Genomic DNA, 22166 nt, shown 5'->3' with positions numbered 1-22166 from the left:
GACCGTCAGTCCCGCGTGTGTTGGCGCCTTCCCCCCGCCCAGGTTTCCAGTACGCTGCGGTCATCGCCCAGCATCATCAGCGCGAATAGGCGCTCGCTCAGGGTGCGGCAGCGTGCCTGTCGTCTTGCTAGCAGCGGTGTGGCATCCGGGTCGAGCACCACGAAGTCGGCCTCCATGCCGGGGGCTAAGCGGCCGATGTTGCTATCCAGCGACAAGGCGCGCGCATTGCCCAGAGTCAAGCCGTAGAATCCTTGCCAGGCGGTTAGAGGCTGCCCCCGCAATTGCCCCACTTGGTAGGCGGCCTTGAGGGTCGCCAGCCCCGAAAGGTCGGTTCCGCCCCCAACGTCGCTGGCATAGGTCACGTTGAGGCCGACATCGCGTGCGGCGTGGCGGTCGAATAGCCCGCTGCCGAGGAACAGGTTAGAGCTGGGGCAGAAGGCTAGGTTGGCGCCACGATCCGCCAGTCGGCGACGCATCCCCTGATCGAGATGGATGCCATGGGCAAAGGTGCTGCGTGGCCCTACTAGGCCCGACTGCTCGTAGACCTCAAGGTAGTCGCGGCTCTCGGGGAATAGCTCGGCCACCCAGTCCAGCTCGCCGGTGTTTTCGGACAGGTGGGTTTGCAGCCACAGGCTCGGGTCATTGCGCAACAGCCCACCCGTCGCATCGAGCTGCTCACGGGTTGAGGTGGGGGCAAAGCGTGGCGTCAGGCTGTAACCGAGTCGCGCGGTGCCGTGCCATTCGCCTATCAGCCGCTCGGCGTCGCGAATGCCGCCCTGGGTGTCGTCGCAGAGCGCCTCGGGGGCGTTGCGATTCATGTGTACCTTGCCCGCCAGCATGCGCAGGTCGCGCTTGCGGCTGGCGGTGAAGAAGGCATCCACCGAACCGGGGTGGCTGGAGCAGAACACCTGGGCCGTGGTGGTACCCACTCGCAGCATCTCATCGAGAAAAACATTAGAGAGTGCCAGGGCATGCTCGTACTGGGCAAAACGACACTCCTCAGGAAAGGTGTAGTCGTTGAGCCAGTCCAGCAGCTGGCGCCCGTAGGAGGCCATGATCTCGAGCTGGACGTAGTGCACGTGGCTGTCGATGAAGCCGGGCATCAGCAGCTTGCCACGGTGGTCGATGACGTCGATTCCCGGGGGCAGGTTTGGTTCGAGCCGCGAATAGTCATCGATGGCGCGGATGCGGCCATTCTCGATCCACAGGGCAGCGTCTTCGATATGGCGAACGCTGCCCTCGGCAGGGGTGTCGCCCTCGCCGGGGTCGGCATCGAAGCTCAGCAGTTCAGCGCGTATCACGCGCGAGTCGTTTGTCGTCATGATAAGGGCTCTTTTTTTCCGCATGTTTATAAAGGGCTACGGCGCATATTTATGCAGGGGGCTGGCTGATTAGGGCACGGAGTTCGCTTGGTTCGAGGCCGCGTTGGTCTGGCCGCTCATGGGCGCCCATCAGGGGCAGCAGCTCGGCCAGTGTCGCTAGCGCAATGGCATAGGGCGACTTATCGCCGCCGGTGCCACCACTGGCCATACCGATGGGGCAGCGCACCCTGGCCAGTGCTGCCTCGTCATGCCCGGCCTCGGTCAGCCGCGAGCGGAAGCTCGCCCACTTGCTCTTGGAACCGATCAGGCCGATTGAGGCCATGTCGTCACGCAGCAGCAGGGCATCCACCAGCTCGCGGTCCTCGGTGTGGTCGTGGGTCAGCACCAGCGCGTGGCTGTTCGCAGGCAGCGCCGCAACGGCGGCACGTAGGTCAGTTGCGTGGTGGCAGGTTAGGCGCGGCTGCACCTCAGCCCAGGCGGGGAAAACAGCGTCGCGGCTGTCGTGCCACAGCACCTGCCAGGGCAGCGGGGTGGCCAGGCGAACCAGCTCAGTGCCGACATGGCCGGCGCCGAAGAGGGCTAACGTCGCCGCACTGCCGGGGAATACCTCCAACATTACGTTGACGAAGCCGCCGCAACACTGCCCGCTGCGCCCACCCAGGGAAAAGGCTTCAAGGCTCATGCCGATTGCAGCGCTCGCCAGCCGCTCCCGAGCTGCGTCGATGACCTGAAACTCGAAGGTGCCGCCGCCCAGGGTGTCGTGGACGGCGTCCGCCGTGATCACCATGCGAGCGCCTGGCTCCCTGGGGGTGGAGCCAGCGCTGGTCACCACGGTGGCCAGCGCATGGGGCAGGCCGTCCCGCTGTAGGCGGTGCAGGGCCTCATGCCAGCTTTCGGGGCGCTGGGTGTTCATCACTCGTCACCTTGTTCCAGCGAGCAGGAACCGTATTGGGCGCGTAAGGCCTCAGCCGCCATCAGCACGCGTTCGGGCGTGGCCGGGGTATCGAGTCGTGGCGCCTCGGCGTAGTTGGCAAGGCTCGCCAGGGCATCCCGTAGCGCGGACCACACCGCCATGCCGAGCATAAAGGGCGGTTCCCCCACGGCCTTGGAGCGATAGATGCTGGCCATGGAGTTGGGGTGTCCCTCCAGCAGATTGACGTTGAACACCGGCGGTAGATCACCATAGGTGGGGATCTTGTAAGTGGCTGGGCCGTCGGAGATCAGCCGCCCGGCGTCGTTCCACTTCAGCTCTTCGCTGGTAAGCCAGCCCATACCCTGGATGAAGCCGCCCTCCACTTGGCCGATGTCGATGGCTGGGTTCAGCGAGTCTCCTACGTCTTGAAGGATATCGACCCGGTCAACCTGGTATTCGCCGCTGAGGATATCCACGCTGACTTCCGCCACGGCAGCGCCGAAGGCGTAGTAGTAGAAAGGACGTCCCTGGCCGACGTTGCGGTCGTAGTGGATCAGTGGCGTGGCGTAGAAGCCTTTCTCCGAGAGCGAGATGCGATTCAAATAGGCTGCCTGGACTAATTCGCCCCAGGGAATGCGGCGTTCGCTCTCGCCGTGTCCGGCAATCAGGTGTCCGGCTTCCAGGCGCATGTCTTCGCGGTCAAGCCCCTGATCCCGATAGAGGTGCTCATGGGCGAAATCGAACAGCCGCTGCTTGAGCTTCATGCAGGCATCGCGTGCCGCTTGGCCGTTAAGGTCGGTGCCACTGGAGGCGGCGGTGGGCGAGGTGTTGGGTACCTTGTCGGTGCGCGTGGCGGTAATGCGGACTTTCTCGGTATCCAGCCCCAGCTCACGAGCGGCCACCTGACAGATCTTGGTGTGCAGGCCCTGGCCCATCTCGGTGCCGCCATGATTGATCATCACGCTGCCGTCGGTATAAACATGCAGCAGCGCGCCGGCCTGATTGAGGTGCTTCGCGGTGAAGGAGATACCGAACTTCACCGGCGTCAGCGCTAGGCCACGCTTGATAATGGGGCTGTCGGCGTTGAATTCGGTGATCGCACGGCGCCGCTCCCAGTAGTCGCTGCTGGTCTCAAGCTGCTCGACCAAATCATGTAACAGGCCGACCTGATCCACCTGCTGACCATAGTGGGTCGTCTGGCGGTCGGCGCGGTAGAAGTTGCGCTTTCGCACCGTCAGCGGGTCCTCGCCGATGCGCCGGGCGATGTCGTCCATGGCCGCCTCGATCACCATCATGCCCTGGGGGCCGCCGAAGCCGCGGAAGGCGGTGTTCGAGGCGGTATGGGTGCGGGCACGGTGGCCGGTCACGCGGGCATTGCCCAAGGAGTAGGCGTTGTCGCTGTGGAACATGGCGCGGTCGACAATGGCGTCTGAGAGATCCGGCGAATAGCCGCAGTCGCCAATTAAGGTGATCTCGCCGCCCTGAATCACGCCCTGTTCGTCGACGCCCAGCCGGTAGCGGTTATGGAAGGGGTGGCGCTTGCCCGTGGCGCGCATATCGTCGCCACGCGGTAGGCGGACACGGGTGGTGCGGCCAGTGCGCCGGGCGATCAGCGCGGCGATGCAGGCCCAGGGTGATGCCTGGGTCTCCTTACCGCCGAAGCCGCCACCCATGCGGCGTACTTCTACGGTCACGGCGTGAAACGGGATGCCCAGCACCTCAGCCACCAGTTTCTGGGTCTCGCTGGGGTGCTGGTTGGAGGTAAAGACCACCACGCCCTCATCTTCGGTGGGCTGCACCAGGCAGGCCTGGCCTTCCAGGTAGAAGTGCTCCTGGCCGCCGACAAACTGCTCGCCCTCTAAGACAAGCGCGGCGTCCTTCAGCGCCTGCTCCCAATCACCGCGCTGCTGAACGTGGGTGGGGCGGACGAACTCTTCCCGCTCGGCGGCGGCGACCGGATCCAGGCAGGCGGGCTGCTCATCGATCTCTATGACGGCGGCCTGGACAGCCTCGCGGGCGGCGCGATGACTCTCGGCGGCCACGGCGAAGATAACCTGTCCGACGTAGCTGATCGTATCCGACACAAAGATCGGGTCGCCCGGGAAGACCGGGCCGATATCGGTATGACCGGGTACATCATCCACGGCAATCACATCCACCACGCCGGGCATGGTGCGGACTTTGTCCAGGTCGAGGCGGGTCAGGCGGCCATGGGCGACGGGGGAAAGTCCCAGGGCCACGTGCAGCGCATTGGCCGGGGCACTTAGGTCGTCGATGTAAGACGCCCGACCGGTGACATGTTTAACCGCGCTCTCATGGGCCTGGGAGTGCGGGTGAGTATGGGTATAGGGGAGCGTGTCGCGGGCCAGGGGGCCAGAACCTTTGATGCGCCCATCGAGTTCGTGACGGGCCGTCGTTGACTCGGCGCTGACGTCGGCGGTGGCGTCTTTGTTAGATGCTGGCGCAGTTTCAGGCGCGGCATCGGGCGCCTTGGAAAGCGGCGCTGTAGAGAGCTTAGTGAGCGTACGCATGGAGCATCACCTCCCGAGTGCTGTTGGTGGCGTCCTGAGCCTGGCTTTCATTATTCAGCACCAGGCGCAGGCGTTCGAGCAGGTTGGCAGCGGAAACTTGGCGATAGTGGGCGCTGCCGCGTACATCCGACATCGGCTGAAAATCCTGGGACAGCGCTTGCCGTGCCGCCTGGAAGGCAGCCGATGAGGGCGCTTTGCCCTCAAGTGCCGCTTCGGCCTGGGCCGCACGCTTGGGAATGCCGGCCATGCCGCCAAAGGCTAGGCGCACGTCGCGCAGAACTCCATCCTCCAGGCGCCAAGCGAAGGCCCCGAGCACTGCAGAAATATCGTCCTCACGCCGTTTGGAAAGCTTCCACACTTTGAGCGTTTCCCCCTCCACGGGGTGGGGGAGGAACAGGGCGCGGATCGCCTCACCCTGCTGCAGGGCGGTACGCTTGTAGTCGAGAAAGAAGTCGTCAAGCGGTAATTCGCGTTCACCTTTGGGGCCAACCAGCCGCAGACGCGAGCCCAGTGCCAGCAGTACCGGTGGGGTATCGCCGATGGGCGAGGCATTGGCCACGTTGCCGCCCAGGGTGCCCCGGTTGCGAATCTGGGAGGAGCCCAGCCGATGCAGCAGATGAGCAAAGGCGTCAAAGTGTTTTTCGAGCAGCGGCTCTATCCGGCTATACGTCACGGCCGCGCCGACCCACCAGCCGCGTCGGCCATCGTCGAGGGTGGTCTCTTCAATCACGTTCAACTCGGCGACGCGCGTGACATCAATCAGTCGCTCGAAGCGAACCAGTCGCTGGGTGCTTTCCAGCCACAGGTCGGTGGCCCCGGCAACCAGCCGCGCCTCGGGGTGGCGCTTAAGGCACTCGGTCAATTCGGCGAGGGTGGTGGGCTGGGCAAACAGGCTTTCATCTGTGGGCGTGGCTATTTTCGGCTCAGGGGCGGCGGCGTCCATCCACAGCGGGCGATGTTCGGGGTGCTCGTTCATGCTCAGCGCGGCGTCGCGGATCGGGCGGTACCCGGTACAGCGGCACAGGTTGCCCCCTAGAGCGGCCTCAAGGCGCTGCGGTGTCAGCGGTGCCAGGGCCGTGTCTTGTTCCCTACGCTGCTGCTCGTGAAGGGTGAACAGCGACATGACGATGCCCGGGGTGCAGAAGCCGCACTGGCTGCCATGGCACTCGACCATAGCGGCCTGGGCGGGATGCAGGCTGTTGCCATCGGCGAGGCCATCCACGGTCACCAAATGGCGTCCATTCAATTGATGAGCCGGGGTAATACAGGCATTGGCGCTGTGATAACGCAGCTCGCCGTCGGGTCCTGTTTCGCCAATGGCGACGGTGCAGGCGCCGCAGTCACCGGAGGCGCAACCCTCCTTGGTACCCGTGGCGCCAAGGGTTTCGCGCAGCAGTTCAAGTACGCTGGTTTCGGGGGCCGCCTCGCACTGGCGGGGCTGCCCGTTGAGCAGGAAGTCGATCATCGCCGTGTCTCTTGTTGGTCTTGTTAAGGGAAGCATTTAGAGAAAGCATTTATTGCAATGGTTTGACCGATTGGTCAGTATTTTTCCAGCATGTGCCAGGATGTCGCACTTTGCAAGTCCAAGAGTGGGTTTTGTGTGACAGATTTGAGGCTTTAAAGGCAGTGATCGACTTCGCCCTATCTATAACGGCCATCAACTACTAAAGTGCTTACCAGTGCCGTGCTTGAGAGGTTTCCTATTGTTAAAACTCTTATTCTGGGCCATCCGCTTGTTGGTGTTCTTGATGGTAGTGGTGGCCTTTCTGCCCTTAATACCCAGCGGACAGTGGTGGGTCAGGCTGTGGGATTTTCCGCGGCTGCAGCTGACGGGCGCGCTGGTTTTGCCAGTGCTGCTGCTAGGCGTACACGCGTGGCTTAAGCGCCCCAGAAAAGAGCATGCCGTTTGGGCGGTAGTTATTCTCGCGATAGCAGGGTGGCACCTGTCACACATCATGCCGTTTACCGCTGTTTGGCCGACTGAAGTACCTAGTGCTGAGGCACAGCCTGGCGAAAACCAGACGACGTTAAACGTGCTGACGGCCAATGTTGACTACAACAATGATCAGTACGCTGCGGTAGTGGAGATGGTTCGGCGCGAGAACCCCGATCTACTGCTGCTGATCGAAATTAATAGCGATTGGGCCGAAGGGCTAGCGCCGCTTGATGAGGTTTACGCCCATCGCGTAGGGGAGGTTCGCGGTGAGGGGCTTGGCATCGTGTTATGGTCACGGATTCCGCTGCTGGAGCAGAAAGTCGAATATTTAGTCTCTGAGCGTCGGCCTTCTATTTTCGCAACAATTGACGTGCCAGGTATCGGACCAGTGCGTTTCGTCGGTGCGCATCCGGTTCCGCCAGGGCTGGAGGAAAGAACGGTTAGCAATGAGGATAAACGACGGGATAGTCGTGAACGCGATGCAGAACTCATGCTCATTGCCCGGCATGTTGAAAAAGACCCGGACAACCGCTGGATCGTCGCGGGGGACTTTAATGACGTGGCGTGGTCTGGCACCACCAAGCTTTTCTCTGACTTGAGTGATCTCAAAGACCCTCGCCGTGGTCGGCGATTAGTCAATACCTACCATGCCCAATACCCATTGTGGCGATACCCGATCGATCACCTTTTCGTTTCTGACGGTTTCCATCTGATTGATATAGACCGAGTGACGGTGCAAGGCTCTGACCACTTTGGCCTATCTACCACGCTAACGGTTGCCCGGAAAGATCAAGGAAAGCCTGAGGCGTCAGCAGAGGAAGAGCAGGCAGCCCAAGAGATGGTCGACGAAGGTGCCGAAGACGCCGCCGAGCATGATTAGCTGGGGGCACGGCCGTCCTGTGGTTGTGACGCGTTACCCTCTTGAAGACGCTCGATAGAGGCATTGCCCTGTTTAGCCAACGTTGCTAGGCGCTCGATCTGCTCATCCAGGCGGGGCAGGGCTTCCTGACGATAGCTCGAAAGATCATCGATGGCGCCCATTACCTCACTAAACGCTTCTTCAAGCACCTGCATGTCGAGCATCGCGCCGGATGCTCGCTTCTGGATATCAACGCCTTGCTGGCGAAGCGCCTTGGCGGTTCCGCCAATCAGCTGGGATGTGGTGCTGTTAAGGGCTTCGACACGATCTAGCACGAGGCGCTGATTCGCCATTGCCATCGCCACCGTTACCGCGACGGTGAGGGCAGAAACGGTCACATTGATGGCTCTATCGACGCCGCGCATCAACTCCCGGTTGTTGCGAATAATCACCTCGAGTGCCAGTACTCCCTGTTGACTCACTGCTAGCTGCTGTTGAAGGTCGACAACGCGCTGTCGCAGGGGAAAGAGCAGTTCTTCCTCAAGAAAATGGCGCCGTGGGTCATCGTCATCACGTGTGGCAATGTCGTCGCAGAGTCGGCGGTCGATCATGCGGCCCAGCGCAATCTGGCGGTTCAGCTCGTTAAGAACGTGTGTTAACGCCCGCTGGTCATCGCTAAGGGTGAGGTTGTCACGATGGAGCATGTCGCGGCCGCTTTCCAGCTCCGCAATGATCGCATCCAGCGCCTGCTGCGTATTTTCAAATTTACGAAAGTAGCGCTGTAGACGGCTATCAAGACCGGGAATGACGGAAAGTATGCGATCCAGAGGGGTTGGCGCCAAACGATGACGCGCAGGATCCAGCCCTTCCATGCGCCCGCGCAGATCCGTCAGCGCTTTGGCGACCGGCCCGCCTTCATCGCCCTGGTGGGCCAATTTTTGTAGCGGTGTTTGCAGCATGGCACTGCGATGAGCGGCCTGCTGCTGCAGTTCAAGCCCCATTTCGTCGATAGCGCGGCGCTGGCGATCCGTCGATGCGTTGTCACCTTCGCCCAGGAGCTCTGCGACAAAGCGGTCGGCCATTGCCTCAAGCTCAGGGTCGATGTCGCGGGCATCAAAATTGTCCGAATCGGCCTGACGCGCACCGAGTGGGCTAGCCCCTAACTGGTCGGCTATTTCGTCTACCGGCGGCAGGGAGAGACGACGATTGTCATCAGATTGCTGAGCCATAGACAACTCCTGAGCTATTAAAAAACCGGTTAAATCAAACCTAATGAAAAAGGCACGATAGCATTAACAGTTTACTCCTTCCGCGCGTAGCGATCCGCGCTGTCTACAAAGCGGCGAAGCTCTTCCAACGCTTGCTCGGTGGTGACCGACGCCTGAGGGCGCACTGTTTCAATACGCGCCATGGAAACAGCCGTATCATCGAGTACGGTGAGGGCGGATTCGATACGCGCAGAAAGCTTATTCAGCCGGTGTTCGGTTTCCACGAGTAGATCAAGACGCCTTACCAGAGCGGCGCGCTCTTCATCGCTGAGGCGCCTGCCCTCCCGCTCCAACCTACTGCGTACGTAGCTGCCGTCCACGCTAAACACCCCGCGCGCCTGTGAGGCCATGGTGGTTAGCGTATCTACCGCGCCATAACAAACCTGAGTGACCAGGCCTTTTGAGCGTTCAAACGCCAACTCGCCCGTTGTGAACCGTTCGCCCAGCACGCCCATAACATGACGATAGCGGCTATAGAGGCGGTCTGTGAGGATAGCTAGATCGGGGCGCTGGACGTCGAGTAGGCTCTGTTTGGCTTTGCACATTGCTAACACGAGGTCGTCGGCCTGTGCAGGTGGGCTTGCTGGGTCGAGTACTAATACACCCGCTTCATAGGCGTTGCGTTCCTCTTGAGCACGACGCTGCTGTGTATCGGCCAGTCGTTGAGCCTCCTGGCGCTGCATACGGCGGCGGGCCAGCCAGCCACGCAGCGATCGTTCAACGGGCAGCGCAACAGGAATGGCGATAATGCCCGCGAGCCACCCAAACAGGCTAGGGCTGAAACCACCCCAGAGAGAGGTCAGCCACAGCAGCATGCTAATGGAGGGAACCACCAGACAGTAACGGCCGATGACCCTTAAGCGACTTGGCGCTGTCACTGGAAGCGCCAAACCAGGATTGAAAAGGCCGACCACTAGCCAGGGCAAGCAGGTCATAAACAGTCCATAGGAAAATCCTTGCAGGAATCCCAGCATAGAGATGGCTATCCTTCCGTCATGGAACGCGAATGCGGCATTAAGAGTAAATCAGAAAGCCCCCCGTGAACTAGCGGGCCAGTTATCGACAACCACAAGAGACCAATACAAACGACCTCTAAAAGGGCTTAATAGTTTCAATTGTCTGTTCGGACGCTATCGCGAATCTAAGGATAACGTTTCAGAGGCTCGCTTGGTTTGGCTGAACGGCGGCAGTAAGGGCGAGGCGCTCTAAGTAGGGGGAGGCCTGCTATCGGTTGAGAAAAGTTTGCTAAGCTAGCCAGCGGTTTTCTTTGCGGGTACGCACTAGCATGAGTTCGCTTCACTCCCCATTTCGCCCGACGCGGTGGCTACCCGGCGGGCATTTACAGACGCTGTTTAGCCCGCTGTTCCGCGCTAAGCCCAAACTACAGCGTCAACGTGAGCGCATCACGCTGGAAGATGGCGACTTTATTGATCTGGATTGGTACGGTCCGCGAGGTGAGCAGACGCGCTGCGCGATTCTGCTTCATGGCCTGACGGGAAGCTCATCGTCGCTGTATATCTTGGGCCAGCAGCAGGCGCTGGCAGCGCAAGGGTGGCAGAGTGTGGCGGTCAATTGGCGAGGCTGTTCCGGCGAGCCTAACCATCGCGCCAGGGGCTATCACTCTGGTGCTAGCGAAGACCTTGCTGATATCGTCAAGCAGCTCGCGGTTCGATACCCCGATAAGCCGCTAGCGGCGGTGGGGTACTCGTTGGGCGGCAATGTGTTGCTAAAGTACCTCGGCGAAACCGGGCGTCATAACCCGCTGCGTGGCGCCGTGGCGGTTTCGGTGCCGTTTCGTTTAGACCACTGCGCCGACCGGATTAGCCAGGGCTTTTCTAGAGTGTACCAAGCACGTTTTCTGCGCGATTTGCGCCGCTATGTGGAATCCAAGCAGAGGGCATTCCGTCAGCAGGGTCGACAAGAGGAGCTGGTGAGATTAAACGCGCTTGAAACGCTGGAGGGCATGAAAACGTTTTGGGACTTTGATGGCAGGGTCACAGCGCCGTTACATGGTTTTGAGAGCGCCGATGCGTATTATCAGCGTTGCAGTAGCGCCTTTTTTGTTGAGGCTATTCAGGTGCCAACCCTGATTGTGCACGCGGAAGATGACCCGTTTATCTACCCGCACAGCGTACCGAAGGCCGCAACGCTGCCTGACTGCGTTGCCTTGGAGCTCTTTCCCAGCGGTGGGCACGTGGGGTTTATTGAAGGCAGCCCCTGGCGGCCACGCTACTATCTTGAGCATCGGCTGCCTGCGTGGCTAAACGCCCAGGTGCCACATGCAGCGGCGATCCATCGTCCTCAGGTGATCGCATCGTAATCCACTACTTATAACGAGATGTTCAATGTCTGAGTTCTATGATCGTTTGAAAGAAGTGGCGTCGCCACGTATTGGTTTGGGGTGTATGAACCTTTCCCATGGCTATGGGCAGTATGTGCCAGAAGAGCAGGGCGTTAAGGCGCTGAACGACGCCTTTGAGATGGGGTATCGCCATTTTGATACGGCCACGCTTTACGGCGGTACCGCTAACGAACGGCTGCTGGGCAAGGCGCTGGCCTCGAAGCGCCAAGAGCTGCTGCTGGCTAGCAAGTGCGGTATGGCCATCGATCCAGAGAGCGGTAAACGAGTGATCGATGGGCGGCCTGAGACGCTGCGGCGTCAGTGCGAGGAGAGTCTAACGCGTCTGAAAACCGATCATTTGGATCTCTACTATCTCCACCGCATGGATCGCCAAGTGCCCATTGAAGAGAGCGTTGGGGCGCTTGGCCGGTTGGTGGAAGAGGGTAAGCTTCGCGCGGTGGGTTTATCGGAAATCTCCGCAGACACACTGCGCAAAGCATACGCTGAGTACCCGGTATCGGCCGTTCAGTCAGAGTACTCACTGTGGACGCGTAACCCCGAGATTGCGCTAAGCCAAGCGTGCAAAGAGCTGGGCACAGCGCTGGTGGCCTTCAGCCCGTTGGGTCGCGGGTTTCTCTCAGGTGCTATCCACGCCGATACCGCATTCGCTGAGGGCGACATGCGCGCTGGAATGCCGCGTTTTAATGGCGATAATCTAGTCCACAACCTGGCGCTGCTAACGCACTTTAATAACGTGGCGAAAGGTTTGGCAATTACCCCCGCTCAGCTGGCGCTTGCCTGGGTGAAGGCGCAAGGTAGCCATGTGATTCCCATCCCTGGGTCGCGCTCCGTTAGTCATATGCAGGAAAATCTTAAGGCCGAGCAGGTAGAGTTAAGCGACGCGGCGTTGGAGCAGCTCAATCAGATGATGCTACCTGGCGAGGTCGCAGGTGCCCGGTATAACGAGGCACAGCAGGCAGATATCGACACGGAGACATTTGGGCATCAGGACTGACGTACTGTTTTAGGGAGTGCATGCTCAAAGATAAAAACGATGTCTGGCTGATGGCGAAGTAGATTTAAGAGCGTGTCCTTTCAGTCAGACGAAAGAACAAAAAGCCGACCTTTATAGCGACCTTCTTGTTAAGCCTTTAAAACTCCCAAGGTTTGATGTTGGCGGCGCCAAGCCCCAGGCCTAATTTTGTTACTTTTCTTTCTTGAATTTTGCTTTGCAATTACCGCTCATACACATTGTACAGTAGTGCTCCCTGTCTTCGTGCTTAGTACCTTTAGCAATGACAGTGCCGCAGCGGTTGCAAAGCAGAGTGCCTATGCCTTCTTCGACTTTCACAATTGCATGTTCGTAGTTCATAAAGTGCTCCGCGCAGCCCCCATCCTGCAAGAATGAGGCGTCATAGTTTGTCGGCGAAAGCCAACCCTTCTCTCACTCACCTTTTGACGGTGCTATCTAGCATCAGTTCAAATGCTGCGGGTTCCCGACACGCGGTTTTCACCCGTCGAGCGGTCTGATGTGGTTACTATTCGACCGGGCTTTAGGGTTGCATCAGGTTTTTCAACTCATCTGCTCGCTTGGTGGTTTCGCTGAGCATGCATGAATTGGCGTTGATGCGCGCCATTGTTCCTCCTTCTGGGTCAGCATAGAAACTGCAATTGGCTTCCTTATATGTAATCCATGCGCGTTGGGCAGTAAGCAACTGGTCGCGCCGATCACTGCTCAACTGGCTACGAAGCTGCTGGTAGTTGTCATTGAGCCTCTGGTCCTGACGCTCATATTCGCTTGTGATACAGGTCACCATATCGAGAGTGCTAACCGCTTGCTGCATACATGCCTCATATGATTTTGAATAATCGTTACTGTAAGCGGCAGCGCTAGCAAGAAGGGTAGCGACGACTAGGATGCGTTTCATGGCGCTATTTCTCTCTGTTCAATTTTTGTACTGACGTTTGCCACTATGAACGTTCTACTGATACCTCAACTCTGGATGACGTCAGATGTTTACTATACGTCAGGTAAAAATGTGGAGCAGACTCTTAAGTGCAGACAGTTCACTTATTATTGCCCCTACCCATAGGAGGCGTTACACCACTAATTATAAGCTTTTGCAATGAAGGAAAGGTGTGTTTTACCCGAAGACTCTGGACGCGACAAAAAGAAAAATCAGTATGCCGAAGCCACTCATAACAAAGGCAAATAGCTTTCCGTCATCGTGCTCTTTATTAGAGATGGGTGTGCTGAGGGCCGATTTTACCGCAGCATCTAACGTGATTTTTGAAGCGTCAGCCATGGCTTTTTCGGCAACGGCTTCTTTACGTCGAATAATTGCAGGAACGCCGGAAAATATGTGGTAAGTGTAACGATGATTGGGGTTAAGTTTGCTCCATCCTGTTTTGCGCTCCATTCTGGTCTGGAGCAATCCGTTAAAACCAGCAATTTTTGCTTTAGCAGCTAAGCCTTCTCTGACTTCTACTGGGCTTTTGGCTGCATAAGAGATGCGCCTGCCTTGGGCAATAACCTCGTTATGGCGACCACACTGAGCACTATTTGACGTAATAAATTCTTCTGGTGTGTGGTAAACCCAGTAAGAGGGTGCTTTGTCGTTTATCTCAACCTGACGAGCTGCCATACCTTTGGGTGTCGGTACTGGGTCAAAGCTGACCGGCAAGCCTTTCTGTGGCGACGTACTCGGCTGTGTTAAATGATTTCGGTGAAAGAAGTAGCTGTCACCATCCTCGCCGGTAATAAAGCCATATTTCTTTTGTGCGCTATAAGCAATGATGACACCTTTCACGACAAGTCCCTTACATCATGATGTTATCCATGGATATGCGGCGTGCTTTTTGAAATGACAGGCAACAAAAAAGACAGATCAGTAAGTAACTGATCTGCCTCTCAAAATATTGGTAGCGGGGACCGGATTTGAACCGATGACCTTCGGGTTATGAGCCGGATTTTCTTGCTTTTCCTCGCGCTCTCTTATTTGTCGTTATTTGCCTAAAATGCCCGTGATACGCGAGGCTATCAGGTTTTTTAAAATCCTCGCTAGGTAATTTAAGGTCAATTTCGTACACTAAATTCTGTCACAAAATTAAATGTGAAATTTACCGCATATGTGACCGTTAGGCTGCTGCTGAGTAAAAGATTGCCGCAAATATCTTTCAGCCCAGATCAGATCTGCTCGTCGCCGCCCTACACATGCTGCAGTAATCTCCTACGTCGACATTTGTCCTTACGATATTTGTCGACAAACTTCTAAACAATGCAGTAAGTGCAAGAAGATAAAGTGGGTGGAAATAATGCTCGAAACCGGACTAGACGATAAAGACAGGAGTGCGTATGGCCGACACTAATCACAAACATCATGATACTGGCTACAAGGAGTTGTTCAGCTATCCAGAGTTCGTTCAGCAGTTGATTGAAGGCTTTGCACCCGCCGAGATTGCCCAGCTGATGGACTTCACCACGTTGAAGCAACACAGCGGCTATTACATCACCCCGATGTTTGAAGAGAAAATTGAGGACGTGGTGTGGTCGGTTAACGTCACTTGGGAAGGTGTAGCCCAGGAGGTGTATTTGTATATCTTGCTAGAGTTTCAATCCTCAGTAGATCGCACGATGCCGATCCGGCTAATGCATTACGTGGCCTGTTTCTTCAGCGAGCTGCTCAAGCAGAAGGTTATTACCCCAAGCCAAGGCTTACCGCCTGTATTTCCAGTGGTGCTTTATAACGGCTCGAAACCTTGGACGGCACCATTAGATGTTTTTGAAATGATTACCCCTGAACCGCGCGGCTTCCTTCGCGCTTATCAACCACACCTGCGCTACTACCTAGTGGACGAGGCGCGCTATACTGACGAAGAGTTAGGTTTGGTGCAAACACCGCTGAGCGGGGTGTTTAGTATCGAGAAAGCTTCCAAAGACCGCCAGGGGCTACAGCAGGCTGTGGATCGGGTAGTGGCCATCATCCAAGCTGATCCCCACAAAGATCGGATTGATAAAATTATCACCCGATGGCTCAAGCGCCATTTGCAGCGGCTTGGGGCTGAGGTCAATCTGGATCAGCTCAACAGTTTGGTGGAGGATAAAGATATGTTGGCAGAGAATCTCGAAAACTGGGCTCAGAAAGAGCGTCAAGTAGGGCGTCAAGAAACGGAGCAGCGTTTGAAGAAGGAAGCTGATCAGCGTGTTTTGGACAGCAAGCGACATGCAGCGCGCAAACTGATCGCCCGGACTGAAATGGATGATCAAGCGATTGCTGAGATTACAGACTTATCTGTTGAGGAAGTAGATACGCTACGTGCTGAGGTAAAACACTGACTTTATTCTACGCCTGTTGGGGTCACAATTATGTTGGCTGAGAACCTCAAAACTGGGCGCAAATGAATACCTGGGCAACTAGATGGTTACCGCCAATTCACTTGATGAGCTGTTCACTCATCAACACTTCTTCTCAGAGAATCACAATAGGTGTGCTGAAAATTTAGGGGCTCTTGCTGGAAAAGAGCACCGCCAAGGACGAGTTCAACGAGGAATGTTGTGACAAGGTTGCCACTATCGAAGATCAAATCCCCTTCCGGTGCCCTCGCTGAGATCGAGCGAGTCAACATTAATATTGCCAATCAATTGCCCGTGTCGTCATGGCTGGATGCTGAATTAGCCGATACCTTACTTGCCTACCATCTCGTTTCTGTGCAAAAGGTATCGAGGCATTACGAAGTGGTCAGTGGGTTTCGAGCGCTTCATGCCGTTAGTGCTGTGCTGGATCCAGAGGTCTCCATCCCGGTAAGCATCACAGATACTCACGAATCTGATCTGGTCAGAGGAGCGTTGTTTGAGCTTATTAGCCATAGCCTAATGCACTGTCCTGAGGCTGTGGATGCGAAAGAGCGCGTCTATCGACAGTTAAAAGAGCTCTCCATTACGCTGCGGAAGACGCACGGCATCAAGGTGCCTACGAGTCTGTCCACCCGCAATCTAAAGGCATTAATGGGACTAGAAGAGCGCCGCATCACGCATTCAAGGAAGCGGAAGTCAGAACTCCAGCGGATCATGGAATCCCCTTAAGGTGTTGGTTTAAGCGGACATGGAGCAATTGGCAAAATTGACTGGCGTGGAGCTTTCCTGCCTGGAAGGGGTGTTTGCACTGCTGAAAGCGCCGGATGATCTAACCCACCTTCTCCTGGTGTTGGAAAACGTGAACCGCGCTTTACAGGCAGTTCAGGGTACCCAAAAAATTCGGGAGGACCTTGATGATGCGACCGAAAAAAAGGAGGAGAAAGACCTCTTTCATTACCTGCCTGTCATTACCCAGATTATCGCCGTGCTGAAGGAGGGTGATCTCGAAAGCTGCCCAGAGACGTGGCTAGATCAGTCGGGGAAGCAGCGCGGCATTATCAATGACCACCCTGAATGGGCGATGCTGATTCTTACCTCCGATGCTGAGTGCTATGGCAATGATGCGTATTGGCAGCATATGGGTGTGGTTGTGGCGTGCTCAGCCGTTCAGCGAAAGCGGCATCAAGCGCGTATCGGTTCCGAAATTACCGCTGCTTGTCGTGATATTCGTACGATCGCCAATGGCAAGAAGCCTCTCGGGCTGTTGGTAGAGGTTGGGGTGGACACCACGCTCGAAAGCTATCACAAACAATATCTGCTGGAGGGCGACGAGATCCTCGAGCCGCTGTCGGGTATCGAGCTGCTCGTTCGAAAAGTACTCGGCCATAAGGGAAAGACGAGAGACGGTGGGGGTGGCGGTGGTCACCCGGCAAGAACGATTGAGCGGCACGTTGAGATGTCGGATTCGGATGATGAGGAGCATGAGGGGCCAGAACAGTCTGTGCAACTGTTAGAGTCGGCCGGTGATGAGCAGGCACAGGGCCGACAGCGTGCCGCGGGTCTGCATCCAAAAGAATCCCAGACACTGCGTGCCGTATCCTTCACGGAAAGTAAAGCCTCCCCCACATCAGGGTTTGATCTAAGAGACTTGATCAGGCGCCAGAGCAGCCGTATCCAGCATATCAGTCAGTCCAACCAGCGGCTTCCTTTTCGCTACGCTCGTTTAAGTCGGGTCGAACTGGCGCTTGCCGCGAAAGCAGCGTTTGAGCTATTTACAGGCCGAGGGCGATTTGACCAGCGTGATAACGAAGACGTCTATGCTGGCCTTTTGCTTCTATTGATGATCTGGCTCGGACGCCCCGTTGAGCAACTGCTAAAGATGCGGGTCTATCGCGATCGGTGTGATTTACCGAAACACCGCAAAGACGTACTCGCTTTTTTAATTGAAGAGCATGCCTTTGTGCTGCCCATTCCGTCGCCAGAGTGGCGCAACAGCCTCCAAGACGATGCCAAGAAACTGCTCTATACAGCCGGTGAGAGCACGCCTGCATTGGTGGATGAAGTGGTAGTGGTCGCCAGTCCCGTGCGGATGGGTAAGTTTATCTCGCGTCTCAGCCTGATGCGGAAGAGCCGGACAAAATATCGCGAACTGTTTCCTGAGTGGCGTCATGGTGGCATTGAAAATGCAATGCGGGCGGCAGTTTCAAAGTTCAATCGCACCCACCGTATGCGGCTGACTCCTCACCGTATCAGTCAAGCGCTATTCGATGAGATAGTCGACCACTCCAGCGATTGGGTCGACGCTTACCTGTTGACCGGCCACCGTTTTACTGTCGCTGATGTGGCTGCGCACTACTACAGCGTGCCGGCGGGTTACCTAGAGACACTTTATCATGATGCTGCTGTATCACTGCGCAACAGTATTTATCAGCATCTCAGCGTCGAAGAGAAAAACTACTACGCCTTCAGGCAGCCCGTACAAAACAGCGGCGACCACGGCAGCAAACTGAACCTTAAGCCATTATTGCTAACGCGCCTTGTCAAGCACCTGAAGAGCGAGCTACGAGCGGCAAGGCGTCTTCAGCCCAGCGAGGAGAGTTGGCGACAAACGCATAATTGTTATGTGGGTTACATCGCTTTCTGGATACTGTTCGCGACGGGTTACCGTGCTGTCAACGACTTGGTTTTTCGCTGGAGAGAGATCGATTTCTCGTCCGGTTTTCTGACCATCTCCGATAAGGACGACGAAGCGATGAGTCAAGCACGGATAGTTTGGTTACTGCCGGAGCTGCGTGAGCAACTGCGTCACTATGCGAGTCACTTGGAAGTACTGCAGGCACGGCTTTATCATCGGGTATCACTCTGTGAGCATCTCGAAGCGGTGTTAAGTGAGCCTCAGCCAGACGTGCCACTGATGTTCTTTATCAGTGACAGTTGGCAGATGGTACAACTCTCTCCAGAGAATCTGCGGCGTCACGTTCCCGTCTTTACGCTGCCGGTCAACGCCAGCCGGCATTACCTTCGCAGCGCTTTACGTGCTGAAGGAGTTTGTGGCGAACTGGTTAATGCCTTCATGGGGCACGCTCAGCAAGGGCAGGAGCCATTTGGTGCCTTCTCTACTTTGACCCCTGTCGAGATGTTTCGGGAGCTAGCGCCTGTCCTCAGTAAAATGCGCCGGGAAGCGGGGTGGACAGTGCAGCAGGGGCTAGCGGATGTCTGACCATATCGTGGAAGTGTGGAGCGGATGGAAGTTGATACAAGTTCCCGATGGGGCAGGTGGGGCTGAGGCGCGTCACCGGCAGCATCTGGTTAATAGGCGTCGTCACCAAATGGCAGTGCTGGAACTGCTACAGGAAACACATCCCGGTTTGGTTCACGGTGAGCGAAATATCAATGTGCCGCCTGACATCTCTCAGCAGTGGGAAGATGCCTTACAAACCGGTGACAACCGTTCTGTCGTTGAAATTCGCAATAAGATGAATTTTCTGTCGCTAGGGTTGTCACGTGGGCAGCAGGAGTTGGGGTGGGACGTGCGAGTTCCGTCGCCGTTGCACTTGATCAGGCCAGCAGCAAGTCCCTTCACACCGTCATCTTTCAAAAAGTTAAGTGTTTATCGCGACTGGTGCCGACATGCTGACCTTGCGATTCAACAACCAGCTTTTCAAGCGCTTCTTTTACATGGCAATGGAAAAACAGGTCACCGCCGACTTGAACCCGACATGATCAGTTGGGGGCTGTTTCTCTATTATGTTATGACGAATGATAGCTTGTTGGGCAGCCAGCATGTGAGCGCGCTACCATTGGCTACCCGCACATTAGCAATCTACGAATCTTCTGCTTGGCTGTTATTGCATGAGACGGTGCCGGACGGCATGCCAGGGGAAAAAAGAGTACTGCCACGTAGCCGCTGGCAGTTAGGAGTCCCCGCATTGGCGGTGTTGATGCGCCATATCCATCAATTCGGTCACCCTAAACATTGTGAAGGTTATCAGCAGGCGCGGGCTTATACCCAGACAGCTTGGCTGCATTTCTGTGGTGCTTTAAAGGCAGAAAAGATGTCACTTTCGGCGTTTCGTGAGGCTGCCACGACTGCTCTTCGCCTCAGTTTACCGGCTTATTTAGTGAATAGTGCAAATGGTAAACATCCAGGCACGTCGATTGCAGAAGAGCGTTGGCAGCAACTGCTTACCGGTGGATACGTAGAACATACCAAGCCAAAAGCCGAGCAAGGGGATAAATGTACAGCAGCCAGGCCTGGGCTAACGGCAAGGGGGGCCGTGCGCCATGAGCGTGACCAACCGCTGTATGAAGGGCGGGCTCTGCTGAAATCGTTACACGATATGCTCTACAAGCGTCGAAACCAAAAACGCCTCAAATTTTCTGATCTTTCTCGCGAACTGGAAAGTGCCGTCGTTGTTTCTCAACGTATGGCGCCTATTATTGAATGTCTGTGCCGCTGGCTACTGTTTCTGCATCAAAAGCAGAAGCGAAAGCAGTCGACACTCTATAAATATTTAGGCGTCAGCATGCCGCTAATCCAGACTATGGGAAACACGCCTGTTGATCAGGATAGGCTTGGGGCACTTGTTAAGTCTTATGAGCTTTTAGTTGAGCAAGCCAAAACAGAGAAAAACCGCCACTACCGTTGGTCAGTGTTGCGCTCATTCCATTCATTTCTTGTCATTGATCAGGGGTTGGCCGGCGTCTCTATGACGTTAGCCGACGGCGAGTCCGCTGCTGCGCATCACGCTGATGCCAATTGTGTGTCAGAAGTTGAGTACCGTTTAATAGCGAGCCACCTGGCCTCCCGGATGACTAACATCATGGGGCAGATTCGTTACTGGATATTTGTGCTCGGTTTTCGTGCCGGACTCAGGATCGGAGAAGCGCTGTCTATTCAGCTGGATGATGTCTTACTCCATCCTGAGATAGAGGCTACTGACGTGACGCTTCTGATTCGTAACAATACCTATGTCGGCATCAAGAGCCATGATTCACGCAGACAATTACCCTTACACCATCTGTTGACAGATACTGAGTTGGAAGGCTTTAAGGCCTTTGTCGCCAATCGGTATGCAGTGGCCAGCCATGGCCGTGTCATGTTGTTCGGTGAGGGCGGTGGTTCGGTGGCGCCCCTGCACGATGATCAGGTGCAGGCTGAGATTCACGAAGCCATGCGTCGTATCACCGGGGATTACAGTCTGCGCTTTCATCATTTGCGGCACTCGCTGGCCAATTATCTACTGCTCTCTTTTCACGGTGTAAAGATACCGTGGGCAACGCCTGTTCATCATGACGCACTTTGGGAACAGCTCTCTGGTGGCCCCACGCGGTCAGGGTTGTATTTTATCGCCCAGCTGATGGGGCATGCATCGCCCGATGTGACACTACGAAGCTACTTGCATTTCACCTGCCTACTTCTTGACCACTATTGCCACAAGCAGTCTGCGTCTGTGGAGAACTGTATTCCGAATCACGCAACTGCTCAGTTGGAGCCTTTAGTTAACGTAATCCAAATCAAGCCTGCGACACTGCGTAAATGGAAAGAGCGATACGGTGAAAAGCCGCCACTATGGTTTCAGAAAGCTTTTCCTAAGTGCTCTGTGATAGACATTAGCAAGCAACCGTTAACTCCCTATCCAGAGTTACCAAAGAATGTGTTGCTTGAGCACCAAGGCCTAAGTCAACTATCGCTAGAGCAGGTTGCTGCTGCGATGGATGCTTTGTATCAACGGGATTTTGATGATGTTGAGCATATTTTTAATTTGTGCGAAGGCGAGGCCGAGCGGCTAACGTCTTGCGCGCGGCGTGTGCTTACAGTCCCTACGCGGCGGGGGAAAAGCGCCTTTCGCCATTATCGGATGACGAAAGGCAAGCAGCCGACACCGAGCAGTCACGCCCATCCACGATTGCCGATGCCACACTCTCTTGCGGAACGTCCAGTGATCAATGCGATGTATGAAGCGATCTGGTCGCGCTGGTTAAAGCAGCATCCAGATGAATTGCGTAAGCAGCTACGCTTTTTCTATCGCTATCACCGTGCCACTGACGGCCATGTATGGATTCGTAATGCTGATGACGGCCTAGCCTTCGTAAGTTGGGTGCTAAGTCTGAGTACTCGTGTGAAAGCCTTCATTGAGATAACTCCCAGTGTTCAATCGCCGCTGTCTGGCCAGCAACAGCTCAGCGAGTGGAAGAAGCGACTACCCTCACATCAACATAAGGTGGAGTGGCAATCTAAGCCTCCAGGCAACCGTTTTTCAAAACCGCTGGGCACGGGTAACGTAACGTTCTATGTAGCCAATGAGAATAAGCGCTCTCGAAGCGGCTACCCAGTACGCTATGTGCTGGTGATGGCGTGCATCGTAATGGCCACGGTCGCCCAACATGGGGACTCTAAAGTGCGGTAGTAAGAGGCGATACTTTCACCGCTGGACCTGAGCTGCTTCGCCGTTATCTAGTCAATACGCGGACTTCAGAACATGAGAGCCGTTACTATCTCAGCAGTCTAGTGCCGGATGCCGACCAGCTGGCCAAAGCGGTTCGGCAGCACTGGGGCATCGAAAACAAATCCACAGGTGCCTGAATGTGACCTTTGCCGATGACCAGATGTGGGTACGAACGGTGTATATTGGGTGTAAC

The 22166-nt window shown here is 56.1% G+C and carries 16 protein-coding genes; 7 read left to right on the top strand and 9 right to left on the bottom strand.

The genetic code is table 11. From position 1 onward, the window contains the following. Positions 1 to 5: 5 nt before the first annotated feature. Genes guaD through xdhA form a run of 4 tightly spaced genes read right to left on the bottom strand, consistent with a single transcriptional unit; the run spans position 6 to position 6231 of the window. A complete protein-coding gene (gene guaD, locus LG301_RS14210) occupies positions 6 to 1322 on the bottom strand; it encodes a guanine deaminase (RefSeq protein ID WP_404471808.1) in 1317 nt (438 codons plus the stop codon). Positions 1323 to 1371: 49 nt separating this feature from the next. Continuing rightward, entirely contained in the window at positions 1372 to 2235 is an 864-nt protein-coding gene (gene xdhC / locus LG301_RS14205; RefSeq protein ID WP_404471806.1) for a xanthine dehydrogenase accessory protein XdhC, read from the bottom strand. Then, on the bottom strand, positions 2235 to 4766 hold the full coding sequence (gene xdhB, locus LG301_RS14200; protein ID WP_404471805.1) for a xanthine dehydrogenase molybdopterin binding subunit: 2532 nt from the start codon (positions 4764 to 4766) through the stop codon (positions 2235 to 2237). The genes xdhC and xdhB overlap by 1 nt, the downstream gene beginning before the upstream one ends. Then, positions 4750 to 6231 carry a xanthine dehydrogenase small subunit gene (xdhA, locus tag LG301_RS14195; RefSeq protein ID WP_404471804.1) on the bottom strand — a complete coding sequence of 494 codons (1482 nt, stop codon included), beginning with the start codon at positions 6229 to 6231 and terminating at the stop codon, positions 4750 to 4752. Before xdhA ends, xdhB begins: the two co-directional genes overlap by 17 nt. Before the next feature lie 238 nt (positions 6232 to 6469). Here xdhA and LG301_RS14190 point away from each other — a divergent pair, with 238 nt between their 5' ends. Continuing rightward, positions 6470 to 7582, top strand: coding sequence for an endonuclease/exonuclease/phosphatase family protein (locus LG301_RS14190; protein WP_404471802.1), 1113 nt, complete (start codon positions 6470 to 6472; stop codon positions 7580 to 7582). On the opposite strand, the gene LG301_RS14185 is transcribed toward LG301_RS14190, so the two are convergent. Together LG301_RS14185 and LG301_RS14180 are read right to left on the bottom strand one after the other, a co-directional pair. Next, positions 7579 to 8790 carry a toxic anion resistance protein gene (locus tag LG301_RS14185; protein WP_404471801.1) on the bottom strand — a complete coding sequence of 404 codons (1212 nt, stop codon included), beginning with the start codon at positions 8788 to 8790 and terminating at the stop codon, positions 7579 to 7581. The genes LG301_RS14190 and LG301_RS14185 overlap by 4 nt on opposite strands. 71 nt (positions 8791 to 8861) lie before the next feature. After that, complete coding sequence (locus LG301_RS14180) at positions 8862 to 9764, bottom strand: cobyrinic acid a,c-diamide synthase (RefSeq protein ID WP_404471800.1); 903 nt, start codon at positions 9762 to 9764, stop codon at positions 8862 to 8864. Positions 9765 to 10114: 350 nt separating this feature from the next. Between LG301_RS14180 and LG301_RS14175 the strand changes: the two genes are divergently transcribed. Further along, positions 10115 to 11149: a hydrolase gene (locus LG301_RS14175; protein WP_404471798.1), complete on the top strand. Its 1035-nt coding sequence runs from the start codon at positions 10115 to 10117 to the stop codon at positions 11147 to 11149. Positions 11150 to 11174: 25 nt separating this feature from the next. Then, complete coding sequence (locus LG301_RS14170; protein WP_404471797.1) at positions 11175 to 12185, top strand: aldo/keto reductase; 1011 nt, start codon at positions 11175 to 11177, stop codon at positions 12183 to 12185. Positions 12186 to 12374: 189 nt separating this feature from the next. Here the strand turns inward: LG301_RS14170 and LG301_RS14165 are convergent, their stop codons facing one another. The 3 genes from LG301_RS14165 to LG301_RS14155 form a co-directional block, all read right to left on the bottom strand. Next, positions 12375 to 12542: a hypothetical protein gene (locus LG301_RS14165; protein WP_404471795.1), complete on the bottom strand. Its 168-nt coding sequence runs from the start codon at positions 12540 to 12542 to the stop codon at positions 12375 to 12377. A gap of 181 nt (positions 12543 to 12723) precedes the next feature. Then, positions 12724 to 13014 carry a lysozyme inhibitor LprI family protein gene (locus tag LG301_RS14160; RefSeq protein WP_404471794.1) on the bottom strand — a complete coding sequence of 97 codons (291 nt, stop codon included), beginning with the start codon at positions 13012 to 13014 and terminating at the stop codon, positions 12724 to 12726. 300 nt (positions 13015 to 13314) lie between these two features. Next, positions 13315 to 13980, bottom strand: a complete 666-nt coding sequence (locus LG301_RS14155) for a cold-shock protein (protein WP_404471793.1) — start codon at positions 13978 to 13980, stop codon at positions 13315 to 13317. Positions 13981 to 14525: 545 nt separating this feature from the next. On the opposite strand from LG301_RS14155, the gene LG301_RS14150 reads away from it, so the two are divergent. The 4 genes from LG301_RS14150 to LG301_RS14135 all read left to right on the top strand — a co-directional run bounded on the left by LG301_RS14150 (position 14526) and on the right by LG301_RS14135 (position 21934). Beyond that, a complete protein-coding gene (locus tag LG301_RS14150) occupies positions 14526 to 15506 on the top strand; it encodes an Rpn family recombination-promoting nuclease/putative transposase (protein ID WP_404471791.1) in 981 nt (326 codons plus the stop codon). 219 nt (positions 15507 to 15725) lie between these two features. Continuing rightward, positions 15726 to 16253, top strand: a complete 528-nt coding sequence (locus LG301_RS14145; RefSeq protein ID WP_404471790.1) for a hypothetical protein — start codon at positions 15726 to 15728, stop codon at positions 16251 to 16253. Between the two features lie 28 nt (positions 16254 to 16281). Further along, positions 16282 to 18744 (top strand): hypothetical protein, encoded by a 2463-nt coding sequence (locus tag LG301_RS14140; protein ID WP_404471789.1) that lies wholly within the window; start codon positions 16282 to 16284, stop codon positions 18742 to 18744. Then, positions 18737 to 21934, top strand: a complete 3198-nt coding sequence (locus LG301_RS14135) for a DNA breaking-rejoining enzyme, catalytic core (protein WP_404471788.1) — start codon at positions 18737 to 18739, stop codon at positions 21932 to 21934. The genes LG301_RS14140 and LG301_RS14135 overlap by 8 nt, the downstream gene beginning before the upstream one ends. Positions 21935 to 22166: the final 232 nt, after the last annotated feature.

The sequence above is a fragment of the Vreelandella venusta genome (genome assembly GCF_044809155.1).
Classification (GTDB): domain Bacteria; phylum Pseudomonadota; class Gammaproteobacteria; order Pseudomonadales; family Halomonadaceae; genus Vreelandella; species Vreelandella venusta_B.
The sequence above is the reverse complement of the archived record's forward strand: the minus strand, read 5'-3'. Positions and strand labels throughout refer to the sequence as shown.

Coding starts and splice junctions, on each gene's coding strand:
- LG301_RS14175 (WP_404471798.1), top strand. CDS start 10,115: ATGAGTTCGCTTCACTCCCCATTTCGCCCGACGCGGTGGCTACCCGGC.
- LG301_RS14180 (WP_404471800.1), bottom strand. CDS start 9,764: ATGACCTGCTTGCCCTGGCTAGTGGTCGGCCTTTTCAATCCTGGTTTG.
- LG301_RS14135 (WP_404471788.1), top strand. CDS start 18,737: ATGTCTGACCATATCGTGGAAGTGTGGAGCGGATGGAAGTTGATACAA.
- LG301_RS14150 (WP_404471791.1), top strand. CDS start 14,526: ATGGCCGACACTAATCACAAACATCATGATACTGGCTACAAGGAGTTG.
- xdhA (WP_404471804.1), bottom strand. CDS start 6,231: ATGATCGACTTCCTGCTCAACGGGCAGCCCCGCCAGTGCGAGGCGGCC.
- LG301_RS14160 (WP_404471794.1), bottom strand. CDS start 13,014: ATGCAGCAAGCGGTTAGCACTCTCGATATGGTGACCTGTATCACAAGC.
- LG301_RS14170 (WP_404471797.1), top strand. CDS start 11,175: ATGTCTGAGTTCTATGATCGTTTGAAAGAAGTGGCGTCGCCACGTATT.
- xdhB (WP_404471805.1), bottom strand. CDS start 4,766: ATGCGTACGCTCACTAAGCTCTCTACAGCGCCGCTTTCCAAGGCGCCC.
- LG301_RS14185 (WP_404471801.1), bottom strand. CDS start 8,790: ATGGCTCAGCAATCTGATGACAATCGTCGTCTCTCCCTGCCGCCGGTA.
- guaD (WP_404471808.1), bottom strand. CDS start 1,322: ATGACGACAAACGACTCGCGCGTGATACGCGCTGAACTGCTGAGCTTC.
- xdhC (WP_404471806.1), bottom strand. CDS start 2,235: ATGAACACCCAGCGCCCCGAAAGCTGGCATGAGGCCCTGCACCGCCTA.
- LG301_RS14165 (WP_404471795.1), bottom strand. CDS start 12,542: ATGAACTACGAACATGCAATTGTGAAAGTCGAAGAAGGCATAGGCACT.